13 protein-coding genes are annotated in these 19,034 nt (G+C 67.5%); 7 read left to right on the top strand and 6 right to left on the bottom strand.

What is annotated here, in order from left to right; genetic code table 11:
* Window positions 1–46: 46 nt before the first annotated feature.
* Together ABD378_RS36165 and ABD378_RS36170 are read right to left on the bottom strand one after the other, a co-directional pair.
* A complete protein-coding gene (locus tag ABD378_RS36165; RefSeq protein WP_344528214.1) occupies window positions 47–292 on the bottom strand; it encodes a DUF397 domain-containing protein in 246 nt (81 codons plus the stop codon).
* Window positions 289–1,116 carry a helix-turn-helix domain-containing protein gene (locus tag ABD378_RS36170; RefSeq protein ID WP_344528216.1) on the bottom strand — a complete coding sequence of 276 codons (828 nt, stop codon included), beginning with the start codon at window positions 1,114–1,116 and terminating at the stop codon, window positions 289–291. The genes ABD378_RS36165 and ABD378_RS36170 overlap by 4 nt, the downstream gene beginning before the upstream one ends.
* Before the next feature lie 84 nt (window positions 1,117–1,200).
* On the opposite strand from ABD378_RS36170, the gene ABD378_RS36175 reads away from it, so the two are divergent.
* Complete coding sequence (locus tag ABD378_RS36175; RefSeq protein ID WP_344528316.1) at window positions 1,201–1,683, top strand: ATP-binding protein; 483 nt, start codon at window positions 1,201–1,203, stop codon at window positions 1,681–1,683.
* On the opposite strand, the gene ABD378_RS36180 is transcribed toward ABD378_RS36175, so the two are convergent.
* The gene (locus tag ABD378_RS36180; RefSeq protein ID WP_344528218.1) at window positions 1,634–2,311 is read right to left on the bottom strand and encodes a hypothetical protein; all 678 of its coding nucleotides are present in this window, start codon (window positions 2,309–2,311) and stop codon (window positions 1,634–1,636) included. The two genes, ABD378_RS36175 and ABD378_RS36180, sit on opposite strands and share 50 nt — an antisense overlap.
* Before the next feature lie 219 nt (window positions 2,312–2,530).
* Here ABD378_RS36180 and ABD378_RS36185 point away from each other — a divergent pair, with 219 nt between their 5' ends.
* Window positions 2,531–4,516, top strand: coding sequence for a trypsin-like serine peptidase (locus ABD378_RS36185; protein WP_344528220.1), 1,986 nt, complete (start codon window positions 2,531–2,533; stop codon window positions 4,514–4,516).
* 94 nt (window positions 4,517–4,610) lie between these two features.
* Window positions 4,611–6,257: a M1 family metallopeptidase gene (locus ABD378_RS36190; RefSeq protein ID WP_344528222.1), complete on the top strand. Its 1,647-nt coding sequence runs from the start codon at window positions 4,611–4,613 to the stop codon at window positions 6,255–6,257.
* Here ABD378_RS36190 and ABD378_RS36195 read toward each other — a convergent pair.
* The 3 genes from ABD378_RS36195 to ABD378_RS36205 form a co-directional block, all read right to left on the bottom strand.
* Window positions 6,254–7,054, bottom strand: coding sequence for a hypothetical protein (locus ABD378_RS36195; RefSeq protein ID WP_344528224.1), 801 nt, complete (start codon window positions 7,052–7,054; stop codon window positions 6,254–6,256). The two genes, ABD378_RS36190 and ABD378_RS36195, sit on opposite strands and share 4 nt — an antisense overlap.
* 45 nt (window positions 7,055–7,099) lie before the next feature.
* Window positions 7,100–9,499, bottom strand: a complete 2,400-nt coding sequence (locus ABD378_RS36200) for a hypothetical protein (RefSeq protein WP_344528226.1) — start codon at window positions 9,497–9,499, stop codon at window positions 7,100–7,102.
* 188 nt (window positions 9,500–9,687) lie between these two features.
* Window positions 9,688–13,536: a GH92 family glycosyl hydrolase gene (locus tag ABD378_RS36205; protein WP_344528227.1), complete on the bottom strand. Its 3,849-nt coding sequence runs from the start codon at window positions 13,534–13,536 to the stop codon at window positions 9,688–9,690.
* Window positions 13,537–14,086: 550 nt separating this feature from the next.
* Between ABD378_RS36205 and ngcE the strand changes: the two genes are divergently transcribed.
* From ngcE to ABD378_RS36225, 4 genes are all read left to right on the top strand, one after another.
* Window positions 14,087–15,520, top strand: coding sequence for an N-acetylglucosamine/diacetylchitobiose ABC transporter substrate-binding protein (gene ngcE / locus ABD378_RS36210; protein WP_344528229.1), 1,434 nt, complete (start codon window positions 14,087–14,089; stop codon window positions 15,518–15,520).
* A 211-nt stretch (window positions 15,521–15,731) separates the two neighbouring features.
* The gene (locus tag ABD378_RS36215) at window positions 15,732–16,646 is read left to right on the top strand and encodes a carbohydrate ABC transporter permease (protein WP_344528318.1); all 915 of its coding nucleotides are present in this window, start codon (window positions 15,732–15,734) and stop codon (window positions 16,644–16,646) included.
* A gap of 21 nt (window positions 16,647–16,667) precedes the next feature.
* Entirely contained in the window at window positions 16,668–17,561 is an 894-nt protein-coding gene (locus ABD378_RS36220) for a carbohydrate ABC transporter permease (RefSeq protein WP_344528231.1), read from the top strand.
* 148 nt (window positions 17,562–17,709) lie between these two features.
* Entirely contained in the window at window positions 17,710–18,972 is a 1,263-nt protein-coding gene (locus tag ABD378_RS36225) for an ABC transporter substrate-binding protein (RefSeq protein WP_344528233.1), read from the top strand.
* The last annotated feature ends 62 nt before the right edge of the window (window positions 18,973–19,034 follow it).

Genomic DNA, 19,034 nt, shown 5'->3' on the forward strand with positions numbered 1-19,034 from the left:
CCGTCGGGCGGCGGGGGCGCTGCCGGGTCCGCTGGCGTGCACCTGGTTATTCGGGCAGGGCCAAGAAGGCGGTCCAGGCTTCCGGGGCCACGGTGAGGTGCGGGGCGTCTTCCGGGTTCTTGGAGTCGCGGATGTGTACGGCGGTGGGGTGGGGTGCGATCTCTAGGCACTCGCCGCCGTTGCTGCCGCTGTAGCTCGACTTGCGCCAGGCGTAGGCGACTTCGAGGCAGGCGCCGCCTTCGTCGCTGCTATGGCTGGACTTGAACCACTTAAGCGCTGTGCTGCCGCTCATTGCTCTCCTAGCATCCGGTTCAACAGGCCCTTGGTGTCCTCGGTGTTGAGGGCCTGCGTCCGCAGCATCGCATACTTCTGGTTCAGGATCGCCACCTCGTCTGCATCGAAGATCAGCTGGCTTCCGCGGACCGTTTCGGTGTAGGCGAGCCTTTGGTGCTCGGGGGTTTCCAGCAAGATGAATGGACCCGCGAGCCCAGCGTGAGAGGTGCGGCCCAGAGGCAGGATTTGCAGCCAGAGGCCAGGCAGTTCGGCGTATTCGCGGAGGTGGCGCACCTGCTGGGCGTGCACCTTGGGTCCCCCCAGTTGGTCGCGTAGTGCGGCCTCCCAGATTACGAAGCTGATCATCGGGGGCTGCTTTTGATGCAGGATGTCTCGCCGCTCGATGCGCTTCGCGACGAGCTGTTCGATCTCGTCTTCGTCGTACACCGGGACGCGGCTGCGAAAGACGGCCCGTGCGTACTCCTCGGTCTGGAGTAGGCCGGGCATCAGCAGACTCTCGTACCAGGAGATCGCAATGGCCTCCCGCTCCCGATCCATGTACTCCTCGGCGAACCTCGGCACGAGATCCACCTCCGGCATATTGTCGACGGCGGTCTCCAACGTCCGGTTGGTGCCCAGGAGTTGGTCAAGCTGCACCGCCAAGTCCATCTTCAGCGGCCGCCGCCCCTGCTCAATAGAGGCGATGGCCTCCTCGCCGATCACGAACCGTTCGGCCAGCGACCTCTGTGTGTACCCGGCCGCCTCGCGGTGGACGGCGAGCAGCGCGCCCACCATCCGCATCGCCGATGCGTTCCTGCGCGAACGTCGCTTTGGGCTGCTCATACGGGCCAACTCCCCACCAGAGGGCGTGCATTCACGCAGTGAACCCGTACAGCCCAGCTGTACGGGTTCACGTACTGCTTCATGATGGCCACGGAGCGTGACTCTCGTCACGTGAATGACGAAACTCCACGCGAACGCTTCTACCGGCGCGAACGCCAGTCCGTCCCCGCCGCCCGCGCCTTCGCGAGCGCCGCGCTCGCCGACTGGGGGATCGGCGACCGGGCGTACGAAATCACCCTCTGCGTAAGCGAGTTGGCGACCAATGCCTTGCTGCACGGCGCCCCGCCGGGGCGGGGGTTCCGGCTGTACCTGAGCCGCGACGGTGACGTACTCCGTGTCGAGGTGCACGACAGCGGCGACGGATGGCCCCGGCCCGTCGGCGAAGGGGAGGGTGCCGACGAGTCGGGGCGTGGCCTGCTGCTCGTGGCGGCCCTGGCCGACAAGTGGGGGGTCGCCGAGCGCGATCCCGGAAAGATCGTCTGGTGTGAGTTCGTTCAGGCCGCCGTCGGTGTCCCGCTCACAGCCGCCTCTCGGCGTGGCTGCCCTGATCCTCGCTGGTCACCGTGACGGATTCCGCGCTCTCGTCGCCGTCCCACCAGTCGGCGAACGCCTCGCTGAGGGCGTCGACGTTCTGCTGGGTCTTGTCGTCCTTGTGCGTGACGTAGTCGGTCGAGACGGTGACGGCGCCGGAGCCCTTCGCCCCGTATCCGATGGTGAGTTCGGTGATGTGCGGGGTGAGGCGTTCGCTGCTCGGTGAGTTCTTGACGGACCAGGAGCGGAATTCCTCCAGGAGGTTCGACGGCTTGTCACCGTCGTAGAGCTTGGCCTTCTTCGCTGTCTTTCCGCCCTGCCCGAGGAAGTGTGCGCTTCCGGCCGCCGGATCCTCGTCCCACCACGTCGTGAACGCCTTTGCCAGCGGCCCGACTTGATCCTCGGCCTCGCCCCAGGGGCCGTAGTCGGTGAGGACCTCGACCACCCCGTCGCGGTCACCGGACCGGTAGTCGAGGCTGACGTTCAGGGCGTGGCCCGCCAGAGCGTCGTCGCGCTCCGAGTCGTTCGTCTTGAGCCACGTACGGAACCCGAGCAGCAGATTGGGGTTGTCCTTCGCGGACGCAGACGGGGACGCAGACCCGCTGCCGCCGCCGTCACTCCCGGAACACCCCACCGTCAGGAGCAGCGCCCCTGTCGCGAGCACCCCCGCGCGCATCCCGGTTCGAGCGAATCGCCCCGTCTTCCCCACTGCTCTTCTCCGATCAACCGGCTGGTGCAATACATCACTTAGGGGGCAATCAGCAAGTTCCGCCCCAATCGACACATCGTTCGATCTGTGCGTAACGTACCTTCTCGATTGATCTGTACCAATCGGGCCCCGGATGACCGGGGTCCGTTTTTGTGGGGGAACACAACCGTGAGAATGAAACGCAGCCTGACTGCGATTGCTGCCGCGGCAGCGCTCCTTGCCGCCGCGGGACCGGCCTGGTCCGCCCCGGACCCGACGCCGACGCCCAGTGCGGCCACGCCAACGCCCACCGCGGCCACGCCTACGCCGACCTCGACTCCGTCGGCGACTGCGACCCCGACCCCGTCGAAGTCGCCCTCCCAGGACCCTGACCAGGACCTGGCCCCCGAGCTCGAGAAGTTCTGGACGCCGGAGCGCATGGCCCAGGCCAAGCCGGTCGAGGAGCAGCAGGCTCGCGAGGCCGCGGCGGCCGAGGAGAGCGACGAGGAGGCGGCGCCCCGGGACGGCATGCTTCGCTCGCCCTCGCACACCTTCAAGGGCATCAAGGAAGTCGGCACCTTCTACTGGGCGCAGAAGGCGGGCAACGACTACCCGGACCGCTACGACTACCGCTTCTGCGGCGGCACCGTCGTCCCGTCCCCGGGCAAGAACCTGGTCGCGTCGGCGGCGCACTGCTTCGACAGCAACGACCAGAAGACGAACCTGATCTTCGTGCCGCAGCACAGCGCGAAGAGCCCGATGCCGCACGGCATGTACCCCATCAAGAAGGGCCACATCTTCAAGGACCCCGGCTACACCGGGTCCAAGAAGAGCGAGGAGAACTTCACCGACGTCGACGTCGCGTTCCTCGCCACCGAGCCGCGCAGCGACGGCAAGGAGGTCGAGAACGTCGTCGGGGCCATCCCGATGGGCTTCAACACCGGCTTCAGCCACACCGCGCACGCCATCGGCTACCCGTATCTGTACGGCGGCGGCAACTACAAGCCGAAGCAGGACCCGCTCAGCTGCACCACGCCGACGAAGAAGTACACCAGCGGCAACACCAAGGACGGCGGCGGCAGGCTCTGGCGCGGCGGCACCTTCACCGAGATCAACTGCGACGGCTACGTCGGCGGCACATCGGGCGGCCCCTTCATCACCGCGGGCAGCGAGTCGCCCAAGCTGATCGGAGTCACCGGAGGCTGGATGACCGGCGGCCACAGCTCCGACACCTCGTACTCGTCGTACTTCGACAACGACGTGAAGCGGATCTACGACGCCGCGAAGGCGGGCAAGCAGCCCGCGAGCATCAACCCGCCGCCGATGGCCGACCCGGTCCTGCCCGGCGCCGGCACGTGGAAGCACGCCAAGTCCATAGCCAACGGCTACTTCGCCCTCGACGGCCCGGTCCCCGACGACCGGATGGACATGTTCGTCATGTGGTCGGACGGCGAGCTGAGCATCTACCGCGGCGCGGGCAAGGCCAAGAACCACTTCGACAAGGAGTTCAAGGTCCAGGGCCCCAACGCCCTGTGGGGCAAGCACGCCAAGCAGGTCGTCGCGGGCGACTTCACCGGTGACAACGGCTCCGACCTCATCGTCCGCTGGTCGGACGGCGAGGTGACGCTCTACCCGTCGGTCGACGAGAAGGGCTTCCACGGCGAGTACCAGCTGGCCGCCGCGAACGGCACCTGGAAGCACGCCGAGGCGATCACCTCGGGCCGTTTCGGCGGCAACAAGTGGCAGGACGACCTTGTCGTGCGCTGGTCGGACGGCGAAGTCACGCTCTACCAGAACACCGGTGACAACAAGAAGCTCGGCAAGGAGATCAAGGTCGTATCGCCGGGCACATCGCTGGCCGGTACGTGGAAGCACGCCACCCAGATCACCGCGGGCGACTACTCGGGCGACGACACCTGGGACCTGATCGTGCGCTGGTCCGACGGCGAGCTGACGCAGTATCAGGACTTCACCGGCACCGGTTCTTCCTGGGGCGAGAACAAGTGGCAGGCCCCGAGCGGCCTGTGGAAGCACGCCCTGCTCGTCAGCGGCGGCGACTTCACCGACAACCCCTGGGCCGATGACACCATCGTGCGCTGGTCGGACGGCGAGCTGACCCTCTACGCCGACGGCAACGCCTCCGGCATCGGCTCGGAGAACCAGCTCGTGGCGCCCGCGTAACCGCAGGCAGAGCCCTCTTTGAGTGAGGGGCGGCGGCAACCTGAGGGTGCCTCCGCCCCTCTTCCCCTGCGGACGACCGGATGGAGACCACACCATGAACCGCCCCGCCGTGCTCGCGGCGGCCGTCTGCCTCGCTCTGACGGCGTGCGACACGAAGACCCCGGGTGACCAGGACGACCCCGTACGGGAGTCCCACCACCGCCTCCTTGAGCAGTTCCGCTCCTGGGCCCGCGACACCGGCGAGTCCCGCACCGCACGCCACGCGCAGGCCCTGTACACGGTCGAACTCACCGATTCCGATGCCGATTCCGATGCCTACGACGTAGAGGTGCAGACCGACCTCTCCGCGAAGTCGGCCGAGGCCAAGCGGTTCGCCGAACTCTTCCGCACCTGGTGGGACGGCGACGACGGCGACGGCACCGTGCGGGACCTCGTCATGCTCGACGCACGCGGGAATCGCGTCGACGACCACCTGTTCCCGGCGCTCGGCAACGGCGGCTACGACGTCGCGCACTACGCCCTGACCCTCGACTACACCCCGGACGGCAACCACCTGACGGGCACCGCTGTGATCACCGCGCGGGCGACCGAGGACCTGTCCCGCTTCAGCCTGGACCTCGCGGGCCTGCGCGTGCGCCGTGCCGAGATCGACGGCTCGGACGCCCGCTTCAGCAGGAAGAAGAACAAGCTGACGCTCACTCCCGACCGGTCCATCGGCAAGGGGGAGACCTTCAAGGCCACCGTCCGGTACGGCGGGACGCCCAAGATGCTCACGGCGGAGGACGGCGGTGACGAGGGCTGGATCGAGACGGACGACGGCGTGGCGGCGCTCGGCGAGCCCACCGGCTCCATGACGTGGTTCCCCGGCAACCACCACCCGTCCGACAAGGCGACGTACGACATCGACGTCACCGTGCCGTCCGACTACACCGCGGTCAGCAACGGAACGCTGCGCGAGACGCGGCAGCGGGGCAAGCGCACCACCTTCCGCTGGCACAACCCCGAGCCCATGGCCAGCCATGCCGCGACCGTCGTCACCGGCGTCTTTGACATATCCACCAGCACGACGGACGACGGCCTGCCCGTCTACACGGCCGTCGACCCCGACGAGGCGGACGGGCCCGTCGACGTCCCCGACCTGGTGCCCGAGGTCGTCGACTGGGCCGCCGACCGCTTCGGGCCCTACCCCTTCTCGTCGACCGGCGCCGTCGTCGACCACCTCCCCGACCTCGGCTACGCCCTGGAGACGCAGACCAAGCCGTACTTCGACGAGGCCCCGGACGCACGCCTGGTCGTCCACGAACTGGCCCACCAGTGGTTCGGAAACTCCGTCACGCCCCGCGCATGGCAGGACATGTGGCTGAACGAGGGCTTCGCCACCTATGCCGAGTGGCTGTGGGACGAGGAGCACGGACACCGCAGCGCCCAGGAGACCTTCGACTCCTTCTACGACGGCACGCACCCGGAGAGCGAGGGCATCTGGGACTTCCCCGCCGCCGACCCGCCGAACGCGACCCGGGTCTCCGACTCACCGGTGTACGGCAGGGGCGCCATGACGCTGCATCAGCTGCGCAAGGCGGTGGGTGATCGCACCTTCTTCGCCATCCTGCGCACCTGGACACGCGAGCACCGGCACGGGAATGCCGACACCGAGCAGTTCATCGCGCTGTGCGAGAAGAAGTCGGGGCAGGACCTCTCGGACCTGTTCGACACGTGGCTCTTCTCGGCGGGCAAGCCCTAAGGGCGGTCGAGGTCCCGGCATGTGTGCTCGTCGGGGAGCAGGGGCCTGAACGCGACCGCGTAGAGCGTTCCTCCACTGCTCCAGCGAGTGTTCTTCCGTGCCTCCAGGGCGAGTTGACGGGTGCGTACGAGATCCTCGCCCGTCACCACCTCGCAGCGGACGGCAATCGGCCGCAGTGGCCACGGTCGCGCCGTGCTGTCGTCGGCGCCGACCCCGCCGGTGGCGAGAATCGCAAGGGCGGTCGGGCGGTAGGCGGTGGCACCCGGCGGGGGAGTGTCCGAAGGCGCGGGCGGGACCCGAGTGCGTACGAAGTCCAGGACGCGGCCCCGATCGCCGTCGCCCCCGGCTTCGGGCGCGGTGACGCGCGTGCCGCGAAGGCCGCCCGGCGTGCGGTAGGTGACCGTCAGGAGGGAGGCGTCCGTGGACGTGGAGTCCTCGTGGCGGCGGGCGCGGGCGAGCCCCGCCGCGTGGGCCGCGTCGGTGAGTTCGCGGTAACGGGCGGGCGTCAGGCGGTAGTTGACGGCGGTGCGCAGGGCGCCCGAGGTCCGTGCCGGGGCGATCACGTGCCCGCCGCCGTAGAGGGAGAAGCGGGGTAGGTCGCCGCGGTCCCAGGGGCGTGGGGCGCTGTGGAGCTCCTGGACGCGCAGGACGAGGGTCTTGGGGTCCTGGGGTGGGGCGGGTGCCGGTGCGGTGACCGCCTCCGTGCCGCAGGCGGTCACCGCCACCAGCAGGAGCGGGAGCAGGAGGCCGCGCATGCGGGTGGGACGAGGTGGTGTCCCCGCCGGTTCCACCCGCACGAGCGGCTCCCTTCAGGCCGTGGTGTCAGACGTCGTGCCGTGGCGTCAGGACTCGGTCACGGTGTACGTGCCGGTCCCGGCCTTGTTGACGAGGACGACTCCGTAACAGCCGCCCTGCGAGGTGAACTTGAACGACTCGGCCTGGCCGGGGCCGTTCGCGGTCCCCGACGCGGTCGCCGCGTAGCGGCCGCGGACCGCGGTATTGGCGTTGGCCGGGTCGGAGTCCATCAGGAACAGCTCCGCGTCCTGGCTCGCGTCGGACGGCGTCGCGGTGATGGTGACCTCGGTGCCGGCGGCCGGGCAGGTGTCCCAGACGGCGGTCACGTCGTCGGCGCCGTTCATCACCTTGGTGTCGGAGCCGATGAGCAGCTTGCCGCTGTCGGCGACCTCGATGCGGTAGTCGCCGGTGCCCGTGCCGCCGAGCGGCCGCTTGACGACGGGGTAGTAGTCGCCGGGACCCCGCGCGTTGGAGTCGACGGCGATGAAGTCGACGGTGTCCCCGGTGGCCAGGCTGACGTCGAGCCGCTGCTGCAACGCCTGGTCGTCGTACAGGTCGAGGTCGTAGTCGACGCCCGCCGGTGGCCGCAGCGCCACGACCGACCAGAAGCGGAAGGTGGTGTCGTAGCGGTAGTTGTGCTGCGGATCCGGTGTGGGCAGCGTCTTGGACTGTCCGTCGGTGAGCTGGTTGCGGAAGCCGTAGTCGATGCCGTTCTGGTAGAGCGCGCCGCCGGGACCCGAGCCCACGTCGTGGCCCTCCTGGCCGCGGTGGGTCCAGAACTCCTGGAAGGTGTTCGACCGGCGGTCGAGCAGGGTGTCCCAGATGGCGTTCTTCGCGGACTCCTGGTGGTGGTCCCAGTAGCGCTCGCCGGACGGGTCCATGAGGTCCCACAGGGATCCGGTGACCCGGCCCTCGGTGTCGTCACCGCTGTCGTAGGACGTGGTGTCCTCGACGTGCCAGCCCCGGTACTCGTCGTTGTTGAAGATCGCCATCGGGTAGAAGTTGGCGAAGCCCTCGACCCAGGCGCACCCCTTCGAACTGCGGGTGTCCATGGCGTGCGGGCTGCAGTTGTCGATGGCGGGGGGCCTGTTGTCCTCGTACACGTCGGCCATCACCGCGTGGCCGTACTCGTGCACGGTGTCGGTGCGGTCGTCGGGGGCGGCGGCTTCCAGCCAGACGCTCTTGTCGCCCCACTGGTAGCGGCTTCCGTCGCCGTCGTCGTCGTCGGGGTAGACGATCTCCATGCGGCGGCAGTCGCCGCTGTCGCGGGAGTCCCAGCACTCGCCCGGCGTCCAGTTCTTGGCCTGGTTCGCCAGGTCGTACGCGTGGAAGACCCGGTTCATCGTCTGGTCGCCGGGGGCGATGCGGCCGAAGTCCACCGTGCGGCCGTCGCCGATGTCGTCGCGCTGGCCGGAGCGGAACTCATAGACGTCACGGCCGAAGAAGTTGTCCTCGACGATCCGCCACAGACCGCTCTCGGTGCGGACCTTGACGTACACGTCCTGGCCGCCGGAGGTGTCGTTGTTGTCGAAGCACATCCGGAAGCCGCCGCTGCCGTCGGTCAGCGCGGAGTCGAGCCGGTCGTCGCCGCCGAAGGAGTCGTCGTCCCAGGCCTCGACCTGGATGTTCGGCGAGGGGTGCGCGCCGCCCGGCTCCGTGTAGCCGACCGTGCCGGTGACACAGGAGAGTGCCTTCGCCGACGGTTCGGTGGAGGGGGCGTCGTCGCTGTGCGGCTTGGGGAGCTTCGTCCTCGCGGCCACCGGCTCGAACGGCCGCTCGGGCTTGGCAGGGGTGAGCTCGACGCCGTCCGGGAGCTGGTGCAGCGCGGTGGAGTTGCGGCGCTGGTCGAGGCCGAGGTGCGAGGCGGCGGGCGTGGCGCCGACCGTGAGGAGCTGCATGTGCTCGTCGCGGTCGGTGGGCTCGGCCGATGTGCCGTCGACGCGGGCGCGCACGGAGGTGGCGGCGGCCTTGACTCCCTTGACCGGGAGCGAGAAGCGCAGGGTCTTCCCGGCCGCCAGGTCGATGGTGCGCTGGGCGCGGTGCACCGTGCCGCCGTCCTCCGGCAGCAGCTGGCCGATGTCCTTGAACTGCCATCCCGCGGGCGCGGATGCCCAGTCGACGGCGGCGGGCAGATCGGCCTGGACGCGGGCGCCGGAGAGGTCGACGCGGGTGTCGACGGTGATGTCGAGGCGGGCCCGCTGCCCCACCGAAGGGGCCCGGTCCAGGCGGGTGGTCACCTGTACACAGCTCGACCAGTCCTTGGGCGCCGTACAACTGCCCTTCGGTGCCTTGCCGGACGCGGTGGGCGAGGGGTCCGCCGCGGAGGCGGGGCCGAGGAGGGTGAGCGGTGCGCCGATGGCGAGGGCGCCGATGACGGCGATGGCCTTGGAGCGGGTGCCGGGTCTTCTTCGCCGTAAGGCCGAGGGGCTGGCTGATCTTCGTAACACGAACGATCTCCCATCAGTGGCGTGATCATGACAAATGGTGTGTTACGAGGTGAGTCTGTATCCCTGTGGAGAGTGAGGCCAGGGGTGTTCCGGCCAACGGCCCCGACGGCCCCGGTGGGTGCATGCGAACGGGGGCGGGAGTGAACTCGCCACTCCCGCCCCCGCGTTGAGCTGTTCTTCCTGGTGGATCAGCTCAGGAGCTCCACCTCCGCGAGCGTGGCCGAACCGTCAAGGACGAGCCGGTAGCGCTCGTACTCGCCCGGATCGTCCACGGTGAACGCCCGCGTCTGCTTGTCCCAGGCGAAGGACTGCCCGGACCGCTTGTCCAGCTGCTCCCACTTCTCGCCGTCGTCGGAGCCTTCGAGCACCCAGCCGTGCGGCGCCTTCGCCTTGTCGGACGACGTCAGCGTGTACTGCGCGGCCTTGGTCGCCTTCGCGACCGGCAGCTCCACGGAGGCCGAAGCGGCGTCCGTGGCCGAGGTGTTGTCGAAGAGCGCGCCCTCACCCTTGATGGCGTCACCGCGCGGCGCGGGCACCTTGTCGTCCTGCGTGACCGACGTCGGCTGGGCGTTCTTGCCCGTGCCCCATGCCGACGGCTTCGGGCCCATGTCGAACTCCAGGACGCCGCCGCGTGCGATCTCCTTGTGGGGCAGGGCGGTTGAGGTCCACTTCTTGCCGTTGACCTTCAGGCCCTGGACGTAGACGTTCTTCGCGCTGTTCTTCGGCGCCTTGACGACCAGGTCGCGCCCGCCGTCCAGGTGCACGGTCATCTTGGTGAACTGCGGCGAACCGATCGCGTACTCGCCGCTGCCCATGACCAGCGGATAGAAGCCGAGCGAGGAGAAGAGGTACCAGGCCGACTGCTCGCCGTTGTCCTCGTCGCCGTGGTAGCCCTGCCCGATCTCGCTGCCGGTGTAGAGGCGGGAGAGGACCTCGCGGACCTTCTCCTGCGTCTTGGACGGCTCACCGGCCGCGTCGTACATGTAGGCGGCGTGGTGGGCGACCTGGTTGGAGTGCCCGTACATGCCCATGCGTACGTCGCGTGCCTCGGTCATCTCGTGGATGACGCCTCCGTAGGAGCCCGCGAACTCGGCGGAGCCGGTCTCCGGAGTGGCGAAGTACTTGTCCAGCTTGTCGCCGAGGCCCTTGCGGCCGCCGTACAGGTTGGCCAGGCCGCGCGAGTCCTGGGGGGCGGTGAAGGCGTAGCCCCAGGCGTTCGTCTCCGTGTAGTCGTAACCCCACACGCGCGGGTCGAACTTGTCGGACGGGACGCGCCAGTCGCCCTTTTTGTCCTTGCCCTGGAAGAACCCGGCCTTGTCGTCGAAGAGCTTCACGTAGTCGCGGGCGCGGTTGAGGAAGTAGTCCGACTCTTCCTTGTAGTGCTTCTCGCCCGTCTTCTTGTAGAGGGCCTCGCCCATGCGTGAGATGCCGTAGTCGTTGAGGTAGCCCTCAAGGGCCCAGGACAGGCCCTCGTGGGTCTCGCTGGGGGTGTAGCCGAGGAACGGGGACGTCTCCATGCCCTTGCGGCCGACGCCCGAACTCGGCGGCACCACCGTCGCGTTCTTCAGCGCGGCGTCGTACGCGTCCTTGGCGTCGAAGTCCACGCCCTTGACGTACGCGTCGGCGAACGCCACGTCCGACGAGGTGCCCGTCATCAGGTCCGCGTAGCCGGGCGACGACCAGCGCGACGTCCAGCCGCCGTCCTTGTACTGCTGGACGAAGCCGTCGACCAGCTCACCCGCCTTCTTCGGCGTGAGGAGCGAGTAGGCGGGCCAGGTCGTTCGATAGGTGTCCCAGAAGCCGTTGTTGACGTACGGCTTTCCGTCGACGATCTTCGCGCCGGTGTGGGTCGGGGTGTCGGGACCCGTCTGCGGCGAGAAGGGCGAGGCGTACTGGTACTTCGACTTGTCGTCCGCCGAAGTGACCTTCTCGAAGCCCGAGTTGGGGTAGAGGTACAGGCGGTACAGGCTGGAGTAGAGCGTGGTCCGCTGGCCCTCGCTCGCGCCCTCCACCTCCACCTTGCCGAGGATGTCGTCCCAGCTCTTCTGCGCGCCGTTCTTCACGCGGTCGAAGGAGGTGCCGGACGGGATCTCGCGGTCGAGGTTGGCCTTGGCCTGGTCGAGGCTGATGAGCGAGGTGGCGAGGCGCAGGTTGACCGTGCGGTCCTTGCCCGCCTTGAAGCGCAGATAGCCGGTGACGTCACCGCCGCCACCGCCCTCCAGCTTGCCGCCCGCGGTGACGGGCGCGTCGAAGGTCCCGTACACGAAGAGGCGTGTGGCGCCGGTGGAGAGCCCGGACTTGACGTCCGAGAAGCCGCTCACGATCCCCTTCTCCTCGTCGAGGGTGAGGCCGCCCTTCTCGGAGACGTTGTCGAAGATGACGCTCGCGTCGTCACCGGGATAGGTGAACTTCATCATCGCCGCGTGATCGGTCGGGGCCATCTCGGCCTTCAGACCGTTCTCGAACGTCACGCCGTAGTAGTGCGGACGCGCCGTCTCCTTCTCGTGTTTGAAGGGCAGCGCGCGCTTGGTGCGGGACGCCGACGGTGTGTCCTTGTCGACCGACGGCATCATCTGGAAGGTCTGCCGGTCACCCATCCAGGGACTCGGCTCGTGGCTCGCGCTGAACGCCTGGATCGTCGGCAGGTTGTCCGCGTTGTTGCCGCGCGCGTAGTCGTAGAGCCAGCTCAGGGAGCCCGCGTTGGTCACCGGCGTCCAGAAGTTGAAGCCGTGCGGCACGGCCGTCGCCGGGAAGGTGTTGCCGCGCGAGAAGCCGCCGCTGGAGTTGGTGCCGCGGGTGGTGTCCGCGTAGTCCGAAGGGTGGGCCTTCGGCTTCGCCGGCGCCTTCTCCTTCAGGGACACGTCGTCCACCCAGCCCCGGAACTTCGCCGGGCCCTTGGGGGAGTCGTACGCGACGAGCACCCGGTCGACGGTCTTGCCGCCCGCGACCTGCCCGATCCGCGAGGCCACGTTGTTCCACTGGTTGACGTAGAGACCCTTCGCGGCGCCCTGACCCTGCGGGTTCAGCGGGAAGCCGTGCTGGTCCATGGCCTTGAGGTCACTCAGATAGGTGCCGTCGGTGAAGGCGAGGTCCACCGACACGTTCGTGGCGTCGTAGTCGAGGTCGCCCTCCGCCATGGACGGGAAGATCCGGTACGACAGCTCGGTGTCACGCCGCACCGAGACGTTCACGTCGAAGACCTTGTTGTACGAGTAGCCGCGGGCGTCCACCTTGTGGGTGCCCGCGTAGCGCAGCGCGCGCTTGCCGGTGAACCCGGCGCCCGACTTCGCGGTCGGGGAGCCGCTGGGGCCGCGGTCGACGAGCGAGAGCATGTCGTCGGGGGCGGGTGTCTCGCTGCCGCCCACGGAGAGGTGGACGTCGGCGAGCTGGAGCGCGTCGGACGCGCCGTTGTTGGCGGTGACGTCCAGGCGGTAGTGGGAGTACGCGGTGTCGTTCTGTATGTCGTACTTCTTCGTCTGGTGCCGCTGCCCGAACGCCTCGCCCTTCCGGCTGTCCAGGTCCTTCCAGTCCTTGCCGTCCGTGGAGCCCTGCAGGGTCCAGTCCTTGGGGTCGCGCTCGTCGTGGTCGTTCGCCGAAGTGAGTGCGTATGTCACCACCTTGGCGGGTTCGTCCAGGTCGAACTCGACCCACCCGGTGGGCGCGAAGGTCAGCCATTTGCTCGTGGGCTCACCGTCGGTCAGGTTCTCCTTGACCTCGCCACTGCCGGAGTTCTCGCCGCTGGCGCGGACTTCCGTGACGTGGTCGTTCACACTGCCGGGGATCCCCGAACTGAACGCGCCGTTGACGCCGGCGGTCCGCTTCTTGCCGTCGGGGCCGGTCTCCACGGTGTTCAGCCAGTCGGGCTGGGCGTCGCCCTCCTCGAAGGAGGAGACGAACTCCCGAGCGGTTTTGGGCGGTTCCTCCGGTTTGGCGACGGCGGCGCCCTGCGCTGTCGCGACGAGCGTGAACGCGGCCGCTCCGAGGACCGCGGCCGAACGGTGGTGTCTGAAGCGAGGTCTGCGTGATCTGTGCGGCATCCCCGAGCCCCTCCCTGCGAGTTGGACAACGTTGTCAAATCGCTGCGCAAGGTCCAGTAGTGCGCCAAGTTGCCGGTGGTGTCAAGGCTGTTGGAAGGGGTGCCGGGAGCCGGAAGGGGGCGGCGGAGGCCGCGGGACCTGGGGGAAAGTCCAAGGGGAGCGAGGGGAAAGTCCAATGAGGGGCGAGGAAGGGGGAGGCAGGATCGTGGGCGAGGCGGCGGGCCACAAACGCCCGCAAATCTCAAGGAAACACCGTCGACACCTCGGGTCTCATTTGCTCACGCCGTGAACGAACCAGTCCACATCTCCGCGAGGTCTCAACTCGGGAAAGACTGCTGGCCCAAGCTGCATTCGATCTTGCTCTGCTGCCGAGAAGTGGACTATACCTATCGGCACCCTGAGTGGCGGGTGCGAGCCCTTGCCATGTAGTTGTCGCACGTTCAGTACCACCAAAGCTTCAACTGACCCGCGGTGTCGGGCCCTTCGCCTTCGGCGAGCTGTCGGGAGCCCCGTACGCCGCCTGAGTCCTGGAGAAGGCGAGGACTTGAGCATGGGATCGACCAGCATCAACCGTCGTGACGTGATGAAGAGGGCGGCGGCCACCAGCCTTCTGGCAGTGCCGGCCATGGGCGCCCTGAGCTCCTGCGCGAGCGGGGGCGGGGAAGAGAACAAGGCGGAGAAGGGCGAGAAGTCCAAGAAGAATCCGCTCGGCGTGAAGACGGACGCCGCTCTCGGGGTCTACATCTTCAACGGCGGATACGGCGACAAGTACGCCCAGTTCGTCACCGACATGTACCAGGAGAAGTACCCCAAGGCCGACCCGAACCAGAAGGCCACCACGAAGATCGCCACCCAGCTCCAGCCGAAGATCGTCCGCGGCAAGCCCACGGCGGACGTGGTCAACAACTCCGGTGCCGACCAGATGAACATCGGCAAGCTGGTGCACAACAAGCAGGTCGCCGACCTCGGCGAGCTGCTTGACGCCCCCTCGTGGGACGACCCGAGCAAGACCGTGCGCGAGACCCTCGTGCCGGTGGTCGAGCAGCAGGGCACCTTCGGCGGCAAGGAGTGTTACCAGCTCAACATCGCGCTGACGGTCTACGGCAACTGGTACTCCAAGAAGCTGCTCGAAGAGGGGCTCGACTCCGAGTACCCGAAGACCTGGGACGAGATGCTCGCGGTCTGCAAGAAGGCCAAGGGCAAGGGCATCCACGGCTGGAGCTACCCGGGCGGCCACCCCCGCTACATGTTCTTCAGCATGTACGCGATGTTCGCCCAGCGCGGCGGGCGCGAGGTCACCACGGCCATGGACTACCTGGAGCCGGACGCCTGGAAGCACGAGGCGGTCAAGGACGTCTTCGAGGCCTGGGAAGAGCTCGTCTCCAAGAAGTACGTCCTCACCGGCTTCGACGGCACCGAGGCGCACACGGAGATGCAGACCGCCTGGACCAAGGGCGGCAAGTGCCTCTTCGTGCCCAACGGCTCCTGGGTGGAGAACGAGGCCAAGGACACCACGCCCAAGGACTTCCAGATGTCGGTCGGCGCGACCCCGTCCCTGGACTCCGGCGACAAGATGCCGTTCGGCACGCTCTACGCCCCGGCCGGTGAGCCGTTCGTCGTGCCCGCCAAGGCCTCGAACGTGCAGGGCGGCATGGAGTGGCTGCGGATGATGTACAGCAAGGAGGCCGCCCTGAACCTGTTCAAGGAGGTCGCCTCGATCCCCGTGGTCAAGGGCGCCATCGACGGCCAGAAGCTGCCGTCCGGCACGGCGAGCGCGAAGGCGGCCATCGAGGCGGCCGGCGAGAACGTCGTCATCCCGAAGTTCTTCGACTGGTACAACGAGCTGTTCCGCGAGGACTTCAACAACATGATCGCGAAGTTCATGCTGGGCCAGATGGGCACCAAGCAGGCGATGGACACCATGCAGAAGGCGTCCGACCGCATCCTGAAGGACCCGGACATCAGCAAGATCAAGAAGTCCTGAGGGGCGCAGGAACCGGTAACGGATCCAGCGGCGGAACCGAGAACGCGGGCACGTGAGCGAGGCGGGGCGGAGTGGCGTGAAGACTGACACCCGGGTGGACGATTCCCCACCTTCGAAGAAGGCACAGGACCGGGCAGGCGGACGCAAGTCGCCGAACCGGCTCCTGTTCCTCCTGGCAGTGCTGCTGCCGCCCCGCTTCACTCCCGAGAGCGTGCGCTACGACCGGCGCTACCGGACGCTCGACAAGTACCGCTTCATCGCGGGCTTCCTGTCGCTGCCGCTCGCGTTCTACGCCCTGTTCGTCATCTCGCCGTTCATCCAGGCGATCTACTACTCGTTCACCGACTGGTCCGGCGGACCGGTGGCGAACTTCATCGGCTTCGACAACTTCACCAAGATGTGGAACGACGAGCGCTTCTGGGACTCCCTGGAGGTGAGCGTCACCCTGGCGATCGTCGCCCCGCTGATCACGCTCGTGCTCGGCATGTTCTTCGCATACATGATCACGTCGGGCGGCCGGCACCGTAAGGGCCGGGCCATCGCCGGTGTCGCGGGTTCGTCGTTCTACAAGGTCGTCTACTTCTTCCCCCAGGTCCTGTCCGTCGCCATCATCGCCGTCGTCTGGGGCCGCGTCTTCAACACCAACAGCGGCCTGATCAACGGCGGGCTCGACAAGCTGGGCATCGACGGCCCCGCCTGGCTGGGCGGCGACCGCGGTCTCGCCCTCATCGCGGTGATGGCGGTGCTCTCCTGGAGCTTCGTCGGCTTCTACGTGGTGCTGTTCTCCGCCGCGATGGGCGCGATCCCCAAGGACATCTACGAGGCCGCGCTGCTCGACGGGGCCGGCCGGGGCCGGACCTTCTTCAGCGTGACGCTGCCGCTGATCTTCGACACCGTACGGACCGGCTGGATCTACATGGGGATCCAGGCACTCGACTCGTTCGCGATCGTGCTCGTCATGGTGCCCGAGCACGTCCTGAAGGTCACTCCGGTCTTCCTCTACGAACGGTTCCGTGACGGTCAATACGGCTATGCCACCTCCATCGGCGTCGTCCTCCTCGTCCTCAGCATGGCGTTCTCGCTGATCGTCATGAGGATCGGGAATCGCGACCGGATCGAATACTGAGACCGCGGGAGCCACTGCATCATGACCACGACCACCGCGCCCCGCACCGACTCCGCCGACGCACCCCGCCGTGAGGCCGACTCGGCGGGCGGGGCGACCCTGAACGTCTTCTCGCACGCCTTCCTCGTCCTGTGGGTGGTCCTCGCGGCAGGGCCCCTCGTCTGGGTCGCCCTCACCGCGCTGCGCCCCTCGGTCGAGATCCTCAGCGATCCGATGGGCTGGCCGACCTCCTTCCACTGGGAGAACTTCACCCACGCGTGGACCACGGCCAACATCGGGCAGTACGCCATCAACTCGCTGATCATCCTGGCGGGTTCACTGACCGGCACGATGCTGCTCGGTTCGATGGCGGCGTACGTGATCGCCCGCTTTACCTTCCCGGGCAACCGGTTGATCTTCATGCTCTTCGCGGGCGGCATGATGTTCCCCGTCATCCTCGCCCTGGTCCCGCTCTTCGCGGTGATGGAGAACTTCGGCCTCCTGGACACCAGGCCGGGCCTGATGATCGCGTACATCGCGTACTCGCTGCCCTTCACCGTCTTCTTCCTGACGTCCTTCTTCCGTACGCTGCCGACCGGCGTGCAGGAGGCGGCGATGGTCGACGGGGCCTCGCACACGCGCACGTTCTTCCAGATCATGCTGCCGATGGCCAAGCCGGGCCTGGTCAGCATCGGCATCTTCAACTTCCTCGGCCAGTGGAACCAGTACCTGCTTCCGCTGCTGCTCAACAACGAGGAGGAGAGCAGGTACGTGCTGCCGCAGGGGCTCGCCTCGCTGGCGGTCTCGCAGGGGTACCGGGGCGACTGGGGGGCGCTCTTCGCGGGGCTGACGATCGCGATGCTTCCGGTTCTCGTCGTGTACGCGGTGTTCCAGCGGCAGGTGCAGGCCGGGCTCACCGCGGGGGCTCTCAAGTGACCCTGACCGCCGGTGATTTCAGCTTGGCCACGAAAGTGGTCTAGGCCTGTCGCGCCAATTCCGGCCGTGAGTAATGTCGGCACACGGCGCCGCGGGGGGATCCTTTGCCCGCGTTCAAGTCGACACCGATGTCGAAGGGTTGAACAGCATGAGGAATCGAGTAATCGCCACCGGTGCGGCAACGCTCGCGATGGCCATGGGACTTACCGCGTGCGGCGGTGACAGCGACAGCGGCGACGGCAAGACGATCAAGATCGTCGCCGCCGACTACGGCGACAAGGCCTCCAACGCCTCCAAGATCTACTGGAACGGCGTCAAGAAGGAATTCGAGAAGGCCAACAAGGGCTACAAGGTCGACGTCCAGGTCATCAACTGGAACGAGATCGACAAGCAGGTCAAGAACATGATCCAGGCGGGCAACCAGCCCGACCTGCTGCAGACCGGCGGCTACGCCGACAAGGTCGCCGACGACCTGCTCTACAAGGCGGACGAGGTCCTTTCGCCCAAGACGCGGGAGAACCTCATACCGACCTTCGCCAAGGCCGGCGAGGTGGACGGCACGCAGTACGGCATCCCGTGGGTCTCCTCGAGCCGCGTCATGTTCTACAACAAGGACGTCCTGAAGAAGGCGGGCGTGAAGACGCCGCCCAAGACCTGGGACGAACTCGCCGCGGCCGCCAAGAAGATCAAGTCCTCCAAGGCGGCCGAGACCCCGTACGCCCTCCCGCTCGGCCCCGAGGAGACCCAGGGCGAGACGATGATGTGGGAGCTCGGCAACGGCGGTGGCTACACCGACGCGAGCGGCAAGTACACGCTCGACAGCGCGAAGAACGTCGAGACCTTCGACTGGCTGCAGAAGAACCTGGTCAAGCCCGGTCTCACGTACTCCAACCCGGCCTCCACCGACCGCAAGACGGCCTTCGCGGACTTCGCGGCCGGCAAGGTCGGCATGCTCAACGGCCACCCGAGCCTGATCCAGATGGCCAAGGACGGCAAGGTCGACTACGACGTCGCGCCGATCCCCGGCAAGACGGGCCCGCTGGAGTCCACCCTCGGCGTGGCCGACTGGATGATGGCGTTCAAGGACGGCGGCGCGGAGAAGGAAGGCGTCAAGAAGTTCCTCGACTTCACGTACTCCAAGAAGATGCTGGAGTTCGACGAGATGTACAACCTGATGCCTGTCACCCAGGACACGCTCAAGGAGATGCAGACCAACGGCAAGCACAAGGACCTGGAGCCGTTCTTCGAGGTCCTGCCGAACGCCAAGTTCTACCCGCTGGGTGACACCTCGTGGGACGTCATCTCCGCGGAGATGAAGAAGACCGGTGGCAAGGCCGTGAGCGACGACCCGAAGTCGGTCCTCGGTGACCTGCAGAAGAAGGCGGAAGACGCGGCTGCCGCGAGCAAGTAGCAGACAGGCGGCTCCCCTTCGTCCCGTACGTCTCGTTCGCTAGGAGACCTTGTGTCACTGAA

Source organism: Streptomyces rectiviolaceus, from assembly GCF_039533825.1.
Lineage (GTDB): Bacteria > Actinomycetota > Actinomycetes > Streptomycetales > Streptomycetaceae > Streptomyces > Streptomyces rectiviolaceus.